Consider the following 15,897-nt stretch of genomic DNA (forward strand, 5'->3'; position numbering starts at 1 on the left):
GGCCATCCGCGTGTCAACTGCCGCTGAGGCCCCATGCATCGAGTCCGCCGTAGATATGGGCCCTCAGGCAGTGGGGGGCGTCAAAGCCTGAGGCTTCGCCGCGGTAGACGGCGATCAGCGAATCCTTGCCCTGCCACCAGTGATGGTCTTGGCGCGGTGGCCCGCGTGGTCGGCCAACGCCAGGGCTTCCATGGAGACGCGACAGCCGCCGGCCGGGAACCGCCATCCGTCCGCGGCCGAGCCTTCGGGAACATCGGCTTCCAGAACGCGCGGGCCACCCTCGTATGCGGGGGCCGGGGGCAGAGCGAAGCCGCCCCAGCGCTCTTGGAAGGTCACGGCCCGGTCGATCTCGGCAGCCGGTATCCCCCGTTTGAGCCATACCTCCCGACAGCGCGTGAGGTCGCGGCGGGGAACCCGCAGCCCATGCCCCTCGACGAAATATCGGGCTCGGCGGCTCAGGCTTCTGGCGCCCGAGGGGTCAGCGGCTCTCGTGCGTCCCCCCGTCACTGCTGCCTCCTGCCGCGGGAGGGGTGCAGCACGGCCGCGGCGATCTCCCGTACGCGGTCCTGGGTGATCCCCGTTCGCTGTTCAACGGCGAGAGGGTGGTCGGTAGGTTCGAGCTCGATGAAGGGACGCTGGCCGATCGGGCGGGTGTGGACGTTGGTCTTGAGGTTGAGGGTCGTGGGCGAGTAGACCGGCAGGTCGGTTGTGAGCCAGCCGAAGTACGGCTTCTCGGACTCCCGGCCTGGCGTGTCCCACAGGTCCGCCGCGCGGGAGAAGTTCTCGCGACTGAGAGACACCCAGGCACCCCAGGAGAACACCTCGTCGCTACCGATCACCGGTATCTCGATCAGGCCTTTGACGAAGTAGTGCTGCGCCTGGATCACACACTGGTCTGACGAGAGCAGGCAGTCGTCGGCGTCAGCGAAGGTCGGATCCCAGACAGCTGGGGCCTCGGCCGTGTAGTTCATGGGCAGCTCAGGGTGGTGCGCGCCGCAGCACGAGCAGGCGAATCCGAGATCACTGGTCACGACGGGGAGCCTAGTGATCGGCTTCGGTGCAACCGGCCGGCACCCACCTGTGGCCCGCCTTGCTGCGCGGCGCCTAGGGTCCTGGAGATCGACATGGCGTCGCTCGGTCAACGTGGTGTGCGGCGGGTCGTACCCGGGCCTGGGCTCTCCCGGCTGTGCCCGATGCCGACTGCCGCTGCGGTAGCCGGTCTGGACCTCCAGGAGATGCGCCACCCCGATCCGTGCCCTGGTCGGATCATGTTCTTGGAGATCTTCGGCCCCTTGATCGCTGGGCCCCTCAAGCATCACGGCCTCCCCGCCAAGTACATCCACACAGTGTCACCCAACGGCTGGGCAAGATCCATCGCCAGGCGCCGGTGCCATAGGACATGGAGGGCATGCGCGTCGCGTCCGTCAGCTCTCCCAACCGCCGTGGACGTTCGGAGGCCAACTCCGGCAGTTCACCGTGCAGGCCGAGCGGTCGGCCATCGGCCGACGTCGGGCAGACAGCGTGTCCAGTCGGGTGGCCACGTTACGGCGCCAGCCGGTCACCACCAGGAAGCGCCATCCGGCTGCGGCTGCGGCTGCGGCTGCCGCCCGCTCGGCCGCGGCGAACTTGACCAGGTCCTTGTCCTTGATCAGACGGCCGGCCGGACGTCGATCAGCACTGCTGTCCCGGGCAGCGGCGCCAGGAAATCCGGGGTGTGGTCCCTGAACCGCAACCTGAACGGCTGGGCCAGCGCCTCCTCGACACCACCCACGAAGTCCGACGCCAGCAGCAGGCGGCGCTCAGCCGGGCTCTCGAAGCCATGCATCCGGCCCGTGGCCAGCATGTCTGCAATCCGGAGCGGTGCCGCTCTCCCGCCTGCCACGTGAAGGCGCGTACTGGGGCCGACACGAACGCCGGAAAGCCGGCCAGGTCCCGGACGGGGCAGGTCACCTCAGCCCGAGCCGCCTTCCACGCCGTGATCCACCGACGCGTCCACCGCGGACCCGTCTCCAGCCCTGCGGCTGCTGTCGGGTCGACGGCGTACGGAACGACGAGGTCATCGCCAGCCTTTGCATAAAAGTGCGGCGATGCGTATAGTCATGCCATCGATGAGGAGGGTTTTGATGACGGTACGAGCAGCGGTGGCAGGTGCGAGCGGGTACGCGGGCGGAGAGCTCCTGCGACTCCTCCTCACCCACCCCCACGTCGAGATCGGCACGCTGACCGGCCACTCGAACGCCGGCCAGCAGCTCGGCGGCCTCCAGCCGCACCTCCTCCCGCTCGCGGACCGCGTCCTCGCGCCCACCACCGCCGAGGCGCTCGTGGGACACGACGTCGTCTTCCTCGCGCTCCCGCACGGGCAGTCCGCCGCCGTCGCCGAGCAGCTCGGCCCGGACGTCCTCGTCGTCGACATGGGCGCCGACTTCCGGCTCAAGGACTCCGCTGACTGGGAGGCGTTCTACGGCTCCCCGCACGCCGGCACCTGGCCCTACGGCCTGCCCGAACTGCCGGGCGCCCGCGCCGCGCTGGAGGGGTCCAAGCGCATCGCGGTGCCCGGCTGCTTCCCCACCGCCGTCTCCCTCGCGCTCTTCCCCGCGTACGAGAACGGTCTCGCCGAGCCCGAGGCCGTGATCGTCGCCGCCACCGGCACCTCCGGCGCGGGCAAGGCCCTCAAGCCGCACCTGCTCGGCAGCGAGGTCATGGGCAACGTCTCCCCGTACGGCGTCGGCGGCGGGCACCGGCACACCCCCGAGATGATCCAGAACCTCAGCGCTCTGGCCGGCGAGCGGGTCGGCGTGTCCTTCACCCCGACCCTCGTCCCGATGCCCCGCGGCATCCTCGCCACCTGCTCCGCGCAGGCGAAGCCGGGCACGACGGCCGAGACCGTACGGGCCGCGTACGAGAAGGCCTTCGCGGACGAGCCCTTCGTCCACCTGCTCCCCGAGGGCCGGTGGCCCTCCACGGCGTCCGTCCAGGGTTCCAACGCCGTATCGATCCAGGTCGCGTACGACGAGGCCGTGAACCGGATCATCGCGATCAGCGCCATCGACAACCTCACCAAGGGCACCGCCGGCGGCGCGGTGCAGAGCATGAACATCGCCCTCGGGCTCCCCGAGGACACCGGACTTTCCACGATTGGAGTCGCTCCATGAGCGTCACCGCAGCGAAGGGATTCACGGCAGCGGGCATCGCCGCCGGAATCAAGGAGAACGGCAACCCGGACCTGGCCCTCGTGGTCAACACCGGGCCGCGCCGCGCCGCCGCGGGAGTCTTCACCTCCAACCGCGTCAAGGCCGCCCCCGTCCTGTGGTCCCAGCAGGTCCTCGCCACCGGCGAGCTGACCGCCGTCGTCCTCAACTCCGGCGGCGCCAACGCCTGCACCGGACCCCAGGGCTTCCAGGACACCCACGCCACCGCCGAGAAGGTCGCCGAGGTCCTGAACATCGGCGCGGGCGAGGTGGCCGTCGCCTCCACCGGCCTCATCGGCCTCCTGCTCCCCATGGACAAGGTCCTGCCCGGCGTCGAGAAGGCCGCGAGCGAGCTCTCCGAGCACGGCGGCGAGAAGGCCGCCATCGCCATCAAGACCACCGACACCGTCCACAAGACGTCCGTCGTCGCCAAGGACGGCTGGACCGTCGGCGGCATGGCCAAGGGCGCGGGCATGCTCGCCCCCGGCCTCGCCACCATGCTCGTCGTCCTCACCACCGACGCCGACGTCGAGAGCAAGGCCCTCGACCAGGCGCTGCGGCAGTCCACCAAGGTCACCTTCGACCGGGTCGACTCCGACGGCTGCATGTCCACGAACGACACCGTCCTCCTCCTCGCCTCCGGCGCCTCCGGCATCACCCCGGCGTACGAGGAGTTCGCCGCGGCCGTGACGAGCGTCTGCGAGGACCTCGCCCGCCAGCTCATCGGCGACGCCGAGGGCGCCAGCAAGGACATCCGTATCGAGGTGATCAACGCCGAGACCGAGGACGACGCCGTCGAGGTGGGCCGCTCCATCGCCCGTAACAACCTCCTCAAGTGCGCCATCCACGGCGAGGACCCCAACTGGGGCCGGGTGCTCTCCGCCATCGGCACGACGCAGGCCACCTTCGAGCCCGACGAGCTCAACGTCGCCATCAACGGCGTCTGGGTCTGCAGGAACGGCTCGGTCGGCGAGGACCGCGACCTCGTCGACATGCGCTACCGGGAGGTCACGATCACCGCCGACCTCGCCGCCGGGTCCGAGTCCGCCGTCATCTGGGCCAACGACCTGACCGCCGACTACGTCCACGAGAACAGCGCGTACTCCTCATGACCAGTACCCGTAAGCACACCGCGCTCCCGAAGGCCCAGATCCTCATCGAGGCCCTGCCCTGGCTGACCCGCCACCACGGCAAGACCGTCGTCATCAAGTTCGGCGGCAACGCCATGATCGACGAGGAGCTCAAGGCCGCCTTCGCCCAGGACGTCGTCTTCCTGCGCCACGCCGGCCTCAAGCCGGTCGTCGTGCACGGCGGCGGCCCCCAGATCAGCGCCGCGCTCGACCAGGCCGGCCTGGTCAGCGAGTTCAAGGCCGGCCTCAGGGTCACCACCCCCGAGGCGATGGACGTCGTACGGATGGTCCTCGCCGGCCAGGTCCAGCGCGAGCTCGTCGGGCTGCTCAACCAGCACGGCCCGTTCGCCGTCGGCATGACCGGCGAGGACGCGCACACCATCACGGCCACCAAGCACCAGCCGGTCATCGCGGGCGAACAGGTCGACATCGGCCGGGTCGGCGAGATCACCGCGATCGACACCGGCGCCATCGAGGCGCTCCTGGAGGACGGCCGGATCCCGGTCATCTCCTCCATCGCCCGTTCCCAGGACGACGGACATGTCTACAACGTCAATGCTGATACGGCGGCTGCGGCTCTCGCTGCGGCGCTGGACGCCGAGACCCTGATGGTCCTGACCGACGTCGAGGGCCTCTACGAGGACTGGCCGAACAGCGACGAGGTCATCAGCCGGCTCACCGCGAGCCAGCTGGAGAAGCTGCTGCCCGAGCTCTCCAGCGGAATGGTCCCCAAGATGGAGGGCTGTCTGCACGCCGTGCGGAACGGGGTCACCACGGCCCGCGTGATCGACGGCCGGGTGCAGCACTCGATCCTGCTGGAGATCTTCACCGACGAGGGCATCGGCACGATGGTCGTGCCCGACGAGGAGACGGGGGAATCGTCATGACCAACGCGGAACTGACCCAGCGGTGGCAAGGCTCGCTGATGGACAACTACGGCACGCCCCGGCTGTCCCTCGTCCGCGGCGAGGGCGTCAAGGTCTGGGACGCCGACGGCAAGGAGTACGTCGACTTCGTCGGCGGCATCGCCGTCAACGCGCTCGGCCACGCCCACCCGGCGATCGTCGAGGCCGTCTCGCGGCAGATCGCGTCCCTGGGCCATGTCTCCAACCTCTTCGTCGCCGAGCCGCCCGTGGCCCTCGCCGAGCGGCTGCTGCAGCTCTTCGGCCGCCCCGGCAAGGTCTTCTTCTGCAACTCCGGCGCCGAGGCCAACGAAGGCGCCTTCAAGATCGGCCGGCTGACCGGCCGGACCCACATGGTCGCCACCCAGGGCGGCTTCCACGGCCGGACCATGGGCGCGCTCGCGCTGACCGGCCAGCCCGGCAAGCAGACCCCGTTCCTGCCGCTGCCCGGCGACGTCACGCATGTCCCGTACGGAGACGTCGAGGCCCTGCGCGCCGCGGTCACCGAGGAGACGGCTCTCGTGATCATCGAGCCGATCCAGGGCGAGAACGGCGTCGTCGTCCCGCCCGTCGGCTACCTCCAGGCCGCCCGCGAGATCACCCGCGCCACCGGCACCCTCCTCGTCCTCGACGAGGTCCAGACGGGCATCGGGCGGACCGGGCACTGGTTCGAGCACCAGGGGCACCAGGGGGTGGACCCCGACATCGTCACCCTCGCCAAGGGCCTCGGCGGCGGCCTGCCGCTCGGCGCGACCGTCGCCTTCGGCGCGGCGGCCGAGCTGTTCAAGCCCGGACACCACGGCACCACCTTCGGCGGGAACCCGGTCGCCTGCGCCGCCGGACTGGCCGTCCTCGACACCCTCGGCACCGGCGGAACCCTCGACGAGGTCAAGCGGCTCGGCGAGAAGCTGCGCGCCGGAATCGAGGGTCTGCGGCACCCGCTGGTCTCCCATGTCCGTGGGGCGGGCCTCCTGCTGGGTATCGTGCTCACCGAGTCCCTCGCACCCCAGGTGCAGCAGGCGGCTCAGGACGCCGGTCTCCTGGTGAACGCGCCCGCCCCCGATGTCGTACGGCTCATGCCGGCACTGATCATCACCGACGCGGAGGTGGACGCATTCCTGGCAGCGCTGCCCGGTGTCCTCGACGAAGCGGTGAACGGGGAAGGACGAACCGGAGAATGAGACGACGATGACCGACGCGCAGGAAACCGAGCACGGCGGGCCGTCCGTTCCGCAGACCCGTACCGCACGCCACCGCAGGATCGTCGACATCCTCAACCGGCAGCCGGTGCGCTCACAGAGCCAGCTGGCCAAGCTCCTCGCGGACGACGGGCTGAGCGTCACCCAGGCGACGCTCTCCCGCGACCTCGACGAGCTCGGCGCGGTGAAGATCCGCAACACGGGCGGCGAGCTGATCTACGCGGTGCCCAGCGAGGGCGGATTCCGCACCCCGCAGGCGCCGCTCGGCGAGTCCGCCAAGGAGGAGCGCATGCGGCGCCTCTCCGGCGAACTGCTGATCTCCGCCGAGGCCTCGGCCAACCTGGTGGTCCTGCGGACCCCGCCGGGAGCGGCCCAGTTCCTCGCGTCGGCCATCGACCAGGCCGAACTCCAGGCGATCCTCGGCACGATCGCGGGTGACGACACACTGCTGCTGATCTCCCGCGACCCGGCCGGCGGCCAGGCGCTCGCCGACCACCTGCTGCGGCTCGCCCAGAACGACCGCTAGCGGGGCTCGTACCGGCTGATCGCCGTCGGTCCGCTCCGCGTGCCGATGGCGATCCGCGGGTGGCGCGCCGGATCCGCCCAGTCGAGGATCCGGCGCATGGCACCGGCCGGTACGGACACACAACCGGCCGTCGCCCCACGCCCGTTGACGTGCAGAAAGATCCCGGCGCCGCGCCCGCGCACGGGCCGGTCGTAGTTGAAGCCGATGACGAGGGCGTGCGCGTACTGCTTCCCGTACGAGACGAGACGCTCGGCCTCGGCGGCCCGGCAGTCGCGCGGGAGGTCCTCGACCCAGCGGTTGTAGGCGCGGGAGTCGTTGTCCTGACACCACCAGGACCGGTCGGTCACGCGGACATAGCGGTAGGCTGTCCCGCCGGGCGCCTTCTTGATCCCGAACGCGTACGGGAGCGAGTACAGCCCCGTCGGCGTGGTGTTCGTCCCCTGCCGGCGCCGGTGCCCCTCCACCAGGCCCTTGGCCCCGAAGCGGGCGGGGGCCGAGCCTGCCTTCACCCACCGCCCGCCCCGCCGGTCCCACCAGGTGACGGTCCCGGTCGTGGACTTCGCGGTGGCCGCCTCGGCGGTGATCAGCTGGGATCCCGGGGCAGGAGCACGGGCAGCGGCGGGGGCGGGAGCGGCCGCGAGGGAGGCGAGGACGGCCCCGAGGGCGAGAACGGTGCGCATGGCGCGACGCTAGGCGCGCCATCGAGCCGTCGCCAGGTCAGTGACCCGTGCGGGGGAGCGGCGGCAGCGGGAGCGGCACCCCCGGCAGCCCGTCGATGCTCGACGCGATGTGCTCCTTCTTCGCGAAGTACGCGCTCAGCGACTCGTCGTCCTCGCGCGCGAACCGCTTCCCGTGCAGATCGCGGTCCTCGTCGTACGTCATGAACGGCACGGCGTACCCGCAGGTGTCCCGGACCAGTTCGGCGGTGACCACGACGATCGCGCGCAGCCCGTGTTGGGTGACGTCGATCGAGGGGAAGTGCGCCATGAGCCCGTCCCACCGCGGATCGTCGCGGAACACGGGCTCGCCCCGCCCGTGGACGCGGACGATGTTCGGCGGCCCCTGGAAGGCGCACCACATGAGGGTGATGCGGCCGTTCTCCCGCAGATGCGCGATCGTCTCGGCGTTGCTGCCCGCGAAGTCGAGGTAGGCGACGGTCAGTTCGTCGATGACGGCGAAGGAGCCGGTCAGTCCTTTGGGGGAGAGGTTGATGGTGCCCTCGCCGCCGAGCGGCGCGGTCGCGGTGAAGAACATCGGTTGGGCCTCGATGAAGGCGCGGAGTCGTCCGTCTATGCGTTCATGCGTTTTTCCCATGCCGTCGATTCTTCCCGACGCGATCCCGAGGAGAAGAGCCGGTACTGCTCGTTCGTGTCCATCAGTTCGGCATGGCTCCCCGACGCCACGACCCGGCCCCCGTCCATGACCACGATCAGATCGGCGGCCCGGATGGTCGAGAGCCGGTGCGCGATGACCAGCAGCGCGCAGTCGGCGGAGGCCCGCAGGATCGACCGCCGCAGCGCCGCCTCGTTGACGGCGTCCAGATGCGCCGTCGGCTCGTCGAGGAGCAGCAGGCTCGGGTGGGTGAGAAGGGACCGGGCGATCGCGATCCGCTGCCGCTCCCCGCCCGAGAGGGACATCCCGTGCTCACCCACGTCGCTGTCGAGGCCCTCGGGCAGTCTGGCCACCAGGTCGGCCAGCTGCGCCAGTTCGATCACCCGGCGCAGGTCGTCCGGCGCGGCGTCCGGGGCCGCGTAGACGAGGTTCTCCCGCAGGGTGCCGTGCAGCACCGGGGCGTGCTGTTCGACGAGCCCCGTGCGGGACCGCTGCTCGGCGCGGCTGACCTGCCGTATGTCCCGGCCCTCGAAGAGGATCCGGCCGCGGTCGGGGTCGTAGAAGCGCTCGGCGAGCGCGAAGACGGTCGACTTGCCGACTCCCGAACGCCCGACCAGCGCCACATGCGCCTGGGGCGGCACCCGGAAGGAGACGCCCCGCAGGACCGGGCGCTCGGGCGCGTAGCCGAACCACACGTCCTGGAACTCGAGAACAGGTGCCGTGGGTACGTCACGGGGGGCCGCCGTGACGCGTACGTGCGGCGCTCCACCGGGCTGTTCGACCGGCAGATCGAGGATCTCGGTGATGCGCCGCAGCGCCCCGAGCCCCTGGCGCAGGGTGCTCGCCGCCTGGAAGACGGCGCCGAGCGGGCCCACCAGATAGAGCATGTACAGCAGGAAGGCCGCGAGATCCGCGAAGGAACCGTCGTCGGCGCCGACCCGTATCCCGCCGATGACGACGATGAGCAGGAACGACCCGTTGACGCTCAGCACGATCGCCGGCGCGACCACCGCGTCCAGCTTGCCGACCCGTACGCCCTCCGCACAGGCGGACCTGGCCCGCGCCCCGATGCGTTCGGCCTCCCGCGGCTCGGCGCGGCTGGCGCGGACCGTACGGATCGCCGACAGGGCCCGTTCCAGTTCCGCGCTCATCGCGCCCGTGGCCTCCTGGGCGCGCAGCGACGCGCTCTCGATGCCGCGCAGCACCGACCACACGACGAGGGTGCCGAGGCCGACCATGGCCACGACGATCAGGAAGAGCACCCAGTCCAGCCACAGCATCAGCACCACGACCCCGAGGAGCCCGATACCGCCGGTGACGGTGTCGGTGAACCCTTCGGCGACGAGCAGCCGCAGCGCGGTGCCGTCGGAGGTCGTGCGCGAGATCAGGTCGCCGATGCGATGCCGGTCGTACGTACGCATCGGCAGCCGCAGCAGATGTCCGATGAGGTCGAGTCTGATGCCGAGGACCACCCCTTCGCCGGTGCGGGCGAGTACGTACTGCGCCAGGCACTGGACCCCTGTCTGGGCGACGAAGAGCCCGGCGAGCAGCGTGACGCCGGGCGCCACGGCGGCCCCGGCGCCCGCCGCCTCGATCAGCTGCCTGACCACCAGGGGCTGGGCCAGACCGAGCGCCGAGGCGGACACGGTCAGGAGGACGGCGAGCGCGATACGGCGACCGTGGCCGCGCAGGACACGCAGGATCTCCCGCGCTCCACCGCGCGTTCCTGTGGCCCGGCCGGCCTCGGCGTTCACGGGGAACGGCTCTCAGGGAACGGTGAAGAAGGTCTGGAAGTAGCCGGGCGGATGCGGTTCGCCGACGGCCCTGCCCTCCGCCTCGACCCAGGCGTGCGCGCCGAACGGCGGGAGGGTGCGCACCCCCACGCACCAGGTCGGCCACGCACCGCCGAGGCGGCACAGCAGCACCGTGGCCAGCGACAGCGGCAGACAGGCCTCGGGCCTGCCGCAGGCCGGACTCACCGCGGTGACGGCCTCCCTGGCCGCCCTGGCGTCGGCGTACCCGGCCGGACGGGCGCCCCGGCTCACCCGGACGAGCACCGCGCGGATGCGGCCGGGTGGCCGGCGGGCCAGCAGCCGGGCGAGCGCGACCACCCCGTGGACCTGGGCGCGCCGCCACGGACCGGAGACGTTCATGGACGGCTCCCCTCCCGTTCCTCCCGTTCCTCCTGTTCCTCCCGTACCAGCAGGCCCGAGGCGAAGAGGGCGGTGAGCAGCTCCTGCACGTCGTGGTGGGCGCTGTCGTCGTCGATGGCGTACTCGGCGGTCAGTTCCCGTACGGCCTGCTCCGCCGTCCGCCCGTCGAGCAGGGCGCGCAGCACCTGAGCTCCTGTGGGGTTCAGCTGCCAGTAGGTTCCCTGTCGCTCGTCGAGCAGCGCGAGACCGTAGTCGGTCTGCGCGAAGGACACGCCGCTGCGCAGTCGTGGCGTCATGGTCGTGCTCCCACCGTGGTCGGGTGCGCGGCGGCCCGCTCCCAGGTGCGCAGCCAGGTCTCGCAGGCCACGGCCTGGTACAGGGCGTCGTGCAGGTCGTACGGCTGATGCTGGAGCGGGCCGCCGCAGATACGGCGCATTGCGGCCTCGTCCAGGAGACCGAGCCGGCCGAGCCGGGAGCCCTCGAACAGGGCGAGGAGCTCCGCGCGGTTCGCCCGCAGCGCCGCGTCCAGATCGCAGAGCCCGCCGGACTTGGCCGGCCGGTGCAGCCCGGCCTCGGGCACGATGCCGCGCATCGCCGCCTGGAGCAGGGGTTTGTACGTCCACGGCTGCCGCTTGTCCTCCGGACGCACCGACAGCGCGGCCTCGACGACCCGGTCGTCGAAGTAGGGGGCGGACAGGGTGAGCCCGAGACGTGCGGCGGGCCCGCTGATGAGCCGGACCGCGCGGGCCGCCTCCCCCAGGCCGTCGAGGTCGTCGTGCAGGCCGGGGACCGCGGCCAGGGGCCGCGCGGTGGCGGCCTCGGCCCGGATCAGCTCCCGTACCGCGTCGGCCGCCTCGGCCGTGACCCAGGGGGCGAGGCGCGGCGTGGGGCCCCAGTCGAGCTGCGGCACGGGCTGGGGCGGAGGGGGAGTGGTGAGCCGGTCCGCGGCCCCGCGCAGCCAGCTGCCGTACGGGGGAAGGGCACGAAGCTGCCTGAGCGTCTCGGCGCGCGGCCACCCGTACTGCGCGGCGAGGCCGCGCAGCAGCCGCAGGCCCGCCGCGGGGCGGCGGTACAGCAGCGTCCGGACGTGGAGGGGGGCGCTGCTCAGCAGTTCGTCGCCTCCGTAGCCGGTGAGGTGGCAGGGGGAGCCGCGGGCGACGGCCGGGCGGACGATGGCGAGCCAGCGCGCGTGGTCGGCGATGCCGCCGCACGGCTCGTCCATCGGCTCGTCGAGCGGCGGTGTGAGGGCGAGCAGCCCCTGGTAGATCCCCGGCATGTCCTCGGCCGGGACGATGTGATGCTCGACGCGCCTCAGCGCGGCGGCCGTGATGCCCGCCCACCGGACGTCCTCGTCCAGCGGGTCCTCGCTCGCGGCGGTGCAGGCGACGACCTCGGTGTCGCCGCGCGCCGCGAGCGCGCACAGCGAGGTCGAGTCGAGCCCGCTCAGATCGCTGCTGATCAGGGCGCGCCCGCCGGTCCGGGCCTCCACGGCCTCCGCCAGGGCCGCGCGCAGCGCCACGGCTCCCTCGGCCAGCGGCACCTCGGGCTCGGGCGGCCGCCACCGGCGCAGCTGCCGCGGTGTCCCTTCGGCGTCCAGCAGCAGACAGCTGTCCGCCGGTACGAGACGCACACCGCTCCACACGGGCCGCGCCGTGACCGGGTGGAGCTGCGGCGGGTCGAGGAGCAGGACGGCCAGTCGCCGTTCGTCGGGGCCGCTGTGGGCCAGGAGCGCGAGGACGTCGGCCCGGTCGGAGGCCACCGTGACGCCGTCGATGTCGGCGCGGTAGACGCGCCGGAGGCCCGACACCGTGCCCTGGACGCGTACCCGCCCGTCGACGGAGGCGATCAGATGGAAGCTGCCGGGTGTGGCGCGCGCGAAGGTGTCGGCGTCGGTGACCGTACGCAGAGCCGCGGCGGCCTCGTCGAGCCGCCGCGATCCGGCCGTGTGCTCTCCGGCCAGCGCGAGCGCGTTTCTCCCCGCATGTCCGGCCGTCAGGGCACCCCGGTCCCATCGGCCGACGATCCAGGGCCGCCCGGACGGATGAAGGACGGTCCGCGGCGCGTACGCACGCAGTGCCGAGGCCGCCGGGGCGGCTGACGGGCTGTCCGGGAGGACGGCGAACCAGGAGGGGACGAGAGCGAGTTGGGAGGGGTCGGGCACGGTCGCACCACCTTTCCCGTGGCGCCCGTCGGTTCAGGACCCGGTGGCGGGCGCTCGGCGCCCGTCATCGGGTCACAGCGCTGTTCCCTTCACAGCGTCACAGCAGGTTGCCCTTGAACAGGATGTCGGGCGGTCCCTTGCCCTTACGGAAATGCCCGGTCTCCTTACGGAAGGAGCCGACCCGGATCAGGGTGGGACGCTCGTAGGCACGCATGGGTACACCTCCCCTCACTCCCAGAGCGGACGGCGACGATCACGCGGCGGCCGCACGACGGACCGCCGGCGGATCGCCTCCTGGGAACACGGTGCGGATCAAGCCCCCGCAAGGTCTCGGTCGGAACTCGGGACCATCAGGTGAGTCCGGACCGGTTACACGCTCAATTGTTCAGCGTTTCAACCCACTTGGTCGCGCGATATGAGCGGTTTGTGCGCTTCTCAGCCTACCCGATCCGGCGGGAGGTATGTGTGGATCTTCCGGGGCGAGGGGGCGCCCCCGGGGGTCGATTGACAAAACATACGGTGCACTGCATAGTTATACCCATCAGTGCTTGCAAGGTAAGGAGAAACCCGTGGCCGAGCGCGTCGTACTCGCCTACTCGGGCGGTCTGGACACCTCCGTCGCCATCGGCTGGATCGCCGAGGAGACGGGCGCCGAGGTCATCGCCGTCGCGGTGGACGTCGGTCAGGGCGGCGAGGACCTGGACGTCATCCGCAAGCGCGCGCTCGCCTGCGGTGCGGTCGAGGCCGAGGTCGCGGACGCCAAGGACGAGTTCGCCGACGAGTACTGCCTCCCGGCGATCAAGGCCAACGCCCTCTACATGGACCGCTATCCGCTGGTCTCGGCGCTCTCCCGGCCGACCATCGTCAAGCACCTCGTCGCCGCCGCCGAGAAGCACGGTGCCGGGATCGTCGCCCACGGCTGCACCGGCAAGGGCAACGACCAGGTGCGGTTCGAGGCCGGTATCCAGGCGCTCGGCCCTGACCTGAAGTGCATCGCCCCGGTCCGCGACTACGCTATGACCCGGGACAAGGCCATCGCCTTCGCCGAGAAGGCGAACCTGCCGATCGCGACCACCAAGAAGTCCCCGTACTCCATCGACCAGAACGTCTTCGGCCGCGCCGTCGAGACCGGATTCCTCGAGGACATCTGGAACGCGCCGATCGAGGACATCTACGAGTACACCCAGAACCCCGCCGTCCCGCGCGAGGCCGACGAGGTCGTCATCTCCTTCAAGGAGGGCGTCCCGGTCGCCGTCGACGGCAGGCCCGTCACCGTCCTCCAGGCGATCCAGCAGCTCAACGAGCGCGCCGGCGCCCAGGGCATCGGCCGGATCGACATGGTCGAGGACCGGCTCGTGGGCATCAAGTCCCGTGAGGTGTACGAGGCTCCGGGCGCGATCGCCCTGATCACCGCCCACCAGGAGCTGGAGAACGTCACCGTCGAGCGTGAACTGGCCCGCTACAAGCGGCAGGTCGAGCAGCGCTGGGGCGAGATGGTCTACGACGGCCTGTGGTTCTCCCCGCTCAAGCGCGCCCTGGACGGCTTCATCAACGAGGCCAACCAGCACGTCACCGGCGACATCCGGATGACCCTGCACGGCGGCCGCGCCGTCGTCACCGGCCGGAGGTCCGAGGAGTCGCTGTACGACTTCAACCTCGCCACCTACGACTCGGGCGACACGTTCGACCAGTCCAAGGCGCAGGGCTTCATCGACATCTTCGCGCTGTCGGCGAAGATCGCCGCACGGCGTGATCTGCGGGCGTAGCCCGACGTGACCTCGCGTAAGTACGACTCGTTCCACAGCCGCCTCCCCGATCCTCCGCGGCGGGGAGGCGGCGGTATATCCACCCTCTTGAGGAGCAGTAGCTGTGAGCAGCAACAACGGTGACGTCCGGCTCTGGGGCGGCCGGTTCGCCGACGGCCCGGCCGAGGCCCTGGCGAAGCTGTCCGCGTCGGTCCACTTCGACTGGCGCCTCGCGCCCTACGACATCGCCGGTTCCCGCGCCCACGCGCGCGTGCTCCACAAGGCGGGGCTGCTCACCGAGGACGAGCTGACGCGCATGCTGGCCGGCCTCGACCAGCTCGAAGCCGACGTGGCGGACGGCTCCTTCGTCGGCACGATCGCCGACGAGGACGTCCACACCGCCCTGGAGCGCGGCCTCCTGGAGCGCCTCGGCCCCGACCTCGGCGGCAAGCTGCGCGCCGGCCGGTCCCGCAACGACCAGGTCGCCACCCTCTTCCGGATGTACCTGCGCGACCACGCCCGGATCATCGGCGGTCTGATCGCCGACCTCCAGGACGCGCTCGTCGGCCTCGCGGAGGCCCACCCGGACGTCGCCATGCCGGGCCGTACGCACCTCCAGCACGCCCAGCCGGTGCTCTTCGCCCATCACGTCCTCGCCCACGTCCAGTCCCTCTCCCGGGACGCCGAGCGGCTGCGGCAGTGGGACACCCGGACGGCGGTCTCTCCGTACGGCTCCGGCGCGCTGGCCGGCTCGTCCCTCGGGCTCGACCCGGAGGCGGTCGCCAAGGACCTCGGCTTCGAGCGGGGTTCGGCCGGCAACTCGATCGACGGCACGGCCTCCCGCGACTTCGTCGCCGAGTTCGCCTTCATCACCGCGATGATCGGGGTCAACCTCTCCCGTATCGCGGAGGAGATCATCATCTGGAACACGAAGGAGTTCTCCTTCGTGACCCTGCACGACGCCTTCTCCACCGGCTCGTCGATCATGCCGCAGAAGAAGAACCCGGACATCGCGGAGCTGGCCCGGGGCAAGTCGGGCCGTCTCATCGGCAACCTCAGCGGCCTGATGGCCACGCTCAAGGCCCTGCCGCTGGCCTACAACCGTGACCTCCAGGAGGACAAGGAGCCGGTCTTCGACTCCTGCGACCAGCTGGAGGTGCTGCTGCCCGCCTTCACCGGCATGATGGCCACGCTCACCGTCAACCGGGAGCGCATGGAGGAGCTGGCCCCGGCCGGCTTCTCGCTCGCGACCGACATCGCCGAGTGGCTCGTCAAGCAGGGCGTCCCCTTCCGGGTCGCGCACGAGGTGGCCGGCGAGTGCGTGAAGGTCGCCGAGGCGGAGGGCAAGGAGCTGGACGAGCTCACGGACGAGCAGTTCGTGAAGATCTCCGAGCACCTGACCCCCGAGGTCCGCACGGTCCTCAATGTCCCGGGCGCCCTGGCCTCCCGCGACGGCCGCGGCGGTACGGCTCCGTCGGCGGTCGCCGCCCAGCTGGTCGAGGTCAAGGCGGACCTGGTCATCCAGCACGCCTGGGCCACCGCCAAGAACTGAACACCGCAG

Annotated in this window: 16 protein-coding genes; 7 read left to right on the top strand and 9 right to left on the bottom strand. The window is 71.2% G+C overall.

The features are described from left to right. Nucleotides 1-503: 503 nt before the first annotated feature. Together FDM97_RS12260 and FDM97_RS12265 are read right to left on the bottom strand one after the other, a co-directional pair. Entirely contained in the window at nucleotides 504-971 is a 468-nt protein-coding gene (locus tag FDM97_RS12260) for a DUF2199 domain-containing protein (protein WP_254705914.1), read from the bottom strand. Nucleotides 972-1,648: 677 nt separating this feature from the next. Next, the gene (locus tag FDM97_RS12265; protein ID WP_137990443.1) at nucleotides 1,649-1,843 is read right to left on the bottom strand and encodes a hypothetical protein; all 195 of its coding nucleotides are present in this window, start codon (nucleotides 1,841-1,843) and stop codon (nucleotides 1,649-1,651) included. Between the two features lie 280 nt (nucleotides 1,844-2,123). On the opposite strand from FDM97_RS12265, the gene argC reads away from it, so the two are divergent. The 5 genes from argC to FDM97_RS12290 are packed head-to-tail and all read left to right on the top strand — an operon-like array spanning nucleotide 2,124 to nucleotide 6,945. Continuing rightward, on the top strand, nucleotides 2,124-3,152 hold the full coding sequence (gene argC, locus FDM97_RS12270; RefSeq protein ID WP_137990444.1) for an N-acetyl-gamma-glutamyl-phosphate reductase: 1,029 nt from the start codon (nucleotides 2,124-2,126) through the stop codon (nucleotides 3,150-3,152). Further along, the gene (gene argJ, locus FDM97_RS12275; protein ID WP_137990445.1) at nucleotides 3,149-4,300 is read left to right on the top strand and encodes a bifunctional glutamate N-acetyltransferase/amino-acid acetyltransferase ArgJ; all 1,152 of its coding nucleotides are present in this window, start codon (nucleotides 3,149-3,151) and stop codon (nucleotides 4,298-4,300) included. The genes argC and argJ overlap by 4 nt, the downstream gene beginning before the upstream one ends. After that, complete coding sequence (gene argB / locus FDM97_RS12280; RefSeq protein WP_137990446.1) at nucleotides 4,297-5,205, top strand: acetylglutamate kinase; 909 nt, start codon at nucleotides 4,297-4,299, stop codon at nucleotides 5,203-5,205. Before argJ ends, argB begins: the two co-directional genes overlap by 4 nt. Beyond that, a complete protein-coding gene (locus FDM97_RS12285; RefSeq protein WP_137990447.1) occupies nucleotides 5,202-6,401 on the top strand; it encodes an acetylornithine transaminase in 1,200 nt (399 codons plus the stop codon). The genes argB and FDM97_RS12285 overlap by 4 nt, the downstream gene beginning before the upstream one ends. Nucleotides 6,402-6,408: 7 nt before the next feature. Beyond that, nucleotides 6,409-6,945, top strand: a complete 537-nt coding sequence (locus FDM97_RS12290; protein ID WP_137990448.1) for an arginine repressor — start codon at nucleotides 6,409-6,411, stop codon at nucleotides 6,943-6,945. Here the strand turns inward: FDM97_RS12290 and FDM97_RS12295 are convergent. From FDM97_RS12295 to FDM97_RS12325, 7 genes are all read right to left on the bottom strand, one after another. Further along, a complete protein-coding gene (locus FDM97_RS12295; protein WP_137990449.1) occupies nucleotides 6,942-7,625 on the bottom strand; it encodes a L,D-transpeptidase family protein in 684 nt (227 codons plus the stop codon). The two genes, FDM97_RS12290 and FDM97_RS12295, sit on opposite strands and share 4 nt — an antisense overlap. A gap of 37 nt (nucleotides 7,626-7,662) precedes the next feature. Further along, entirely contained in the window at nucleotides 7,663-8,259 is a 597-nt protein-coding gene (locus FDM97_RS12300; RefSeq protein ID WP_137990450.1) for a pyridoxamine 5'-phosphate oxidase family protein, read from the bottom strand. Then, entirely contained in the window at nucleotides 8,235-10,031 is a 1,797-nt protein-coding gene (locus FDM97_RS12305) for an ABC transporter ATP-binding protein (protein WP_137990451.1), read from the bottom strand. Before FDM97_RS12305 ends, FDM97_RS12300 begins: the two co-directional genes overlap by 25 nt. 12 nt (nucleotides 10,032-10,043) lie before the next feature. Next, nucleotides 10,044-10,430, bottom strand: coding sequence for a lasso peptide biosynthesis B2 protein (locus FDM97_RS12310; protein WP_137990452.1), 387 nt, complete (start codon nucleotides 10,428-10,430; stop codon nucleotides 10,044-10,046). Then, nucleotides 10,427-10,726: a lasso peptide biosynthesis PqqD family chaperone gene (locus FDM97_RS12315; protein ID WP_137990453.1), complete on the bottom strand. Its 300-nt coding sequence runs from the start codon at nucleotides 10,724-10,726 to the stop codon at nucleotides 10,427-10,429. The genes FDM97_RS12310 and FDM97_RS12315 overlap by 4 nt, the downstream gene beginning before the upstream one ends. Continuing rightward, nucleotides 10,723-12,591 (bottom strand): asparagine synthase-related protein, encoded by a 1,869-nt coding sequence (locus FDM97_RS12320; protein ID WP_137990454.1) that lies wholly within the window; start codon nucleotides 12,589-12,591, stop codon nucleotides 10,723-10,725. Before FDM97_RS12320 ends, FDM97_RS12315 begins: the two co-directional genes overlap by 4 nt. A 97-nt stretch (nucleotides 12,592-12,688) precedes the next feature. After that, nucleotides 12,689-12,805 (bottom strand): keywimysin-related RiPP, encoded by a 117-nt coding sequence (locus FDM97_RS12325; protein ID WP_137990455.1) that lies wholly within the window; start codon nucleotides 12,803-12,805, stop codon nucleotides 12,689-12,691. Nucleotides 12,806-13,160: 355 nt separating this feature from the next. Here FDM97_RS12325 and FDM97_RS12330 point away from each other — a divergent pair, with 355 nt between their 5' ends. Further along, nucleotides 13,161-14,357, top strand: coding sequence for an argininosuccinate synthase (locus FDM97_RS12330; RefSeq protein WP_137990456.1), 1,197 nt, complete (start codon nucleotides 13,161-13,163; stop codon nucleotides 14,355-14,357). Between the two features lie 103 nt (nucleotides 14,358-14,460). Beyond that, nucleotides 14,461-15,888 (top strand): argininosuccinate lyase, encoded by a 1,428-nt coding sequence (gene argH / locus FDM97_RS12335; protein ID WP_137990457.1) that lies wholly within the window; start codon nucleotides 14,461-14,463, stop codon nucleotides 15,886-15,888. Nucleotides 15,889-15,897 lie beyond the last annotated feature (9 nt).

Origin of the sequence: Streptomyces vilmorinianum (assembly GCF_005517195.1) — a bacterium.
Taxonomy (GTDB): domain Bacteria; phylum Actinomycetota; class Actinomycetes; order Streptomycetales; family Streptomycetaceae; genus Streptomyces; species Streptomyces vilmorinianum.

Excerpts from the sequence above, each read along its gene's own strand:
- FDM97_RS12260 (WP_254705914.1), bottom strand. The coding sequence starts at position 971 with ATGAACTACACGGCCGAGGCCCCAGCTGTCTGGGATCCGACCTTCGCT.
- FDM97_RS12325 (WP_137990455.1), bottom strand. The coding sequence starts at position 12,805 with ATGCGTGCCTACGAGCGTCCCACCCTGATCCGGGTCGGCTCCTTCCGT.
- FDM97_RS12265 (WP_137990443.1), bottom strand. The coding sequence starts at position 1,843 with ATGCTGGCCACGGGCCGGATGCATGGCTTCGAGAGCCCGGCTGAGCGC.
- argC (WP_137990444.1), top strand. The coding sequence starts at position 2,124 with ATGACGGTACGAGCAGCGGTGGCAGGTGCGAGCGGGTACGCGGGCGGA.
- argJ (WP_137990445.1), top strand. The coding sequence starts at position 3,149 with ATGAGCGTCACCGCAGCGAAGGGATTCACGGCAGCGGGCATCGCCGCC.
- FDM97_RS12285 (WP_137990447.1), top strand. The coding sequence starts at position 5,202 with ATGACCAACGCGGAACTGACCCAGCGGTGGCAAGGCTCGCTGATGGAC.
- FDM97_RS12310 (WP_137990452.1), bottom strand. The coding sequence starts at position 10,430 with ATGAACGTCTCCGGTCCGTGGCGGCGCGCCCAGGTCCACGGGGTGGTC.
- FDM97_RS12290 (WP_137990448.1), top strand. The coding sequence starts at position 6,409 with ATGACCGACGCGCAGGAAACCGAGCACGGCGGGCCGTCCGTTCCGCAG.
- FDM97_RS12315 (WP_137990453.1), bottom strand. The coding sequence starts at position 10,726 with ATGACGCCACGACTGCGCAGCGGCGTGTCCTTCGCGCAGACCGACTAC.
- argB (WP_137990446.1), top strand. The coding sequence starts at position 4,297 with ATGACCAGTACCCGTAAGCACACCGCGCTCCCGAAGGCCCAGATCCTC.
- FDM97_RS12300 (WP_137990450.1), bottom strand. The coding sequence starts at position 8,259 with ATGGGAAAAACGCATGAACGCATAGACGGACGACTCCGCGCCTTCATC.
- FDM97_RS12295 (WP_137990449.1), bottom strand. The coding sequence starts at position 7,625 with ATGCGCACCGTTCTCGCCCTCGGGGCCGTCCTCGCCTCCCTCGCGGCC.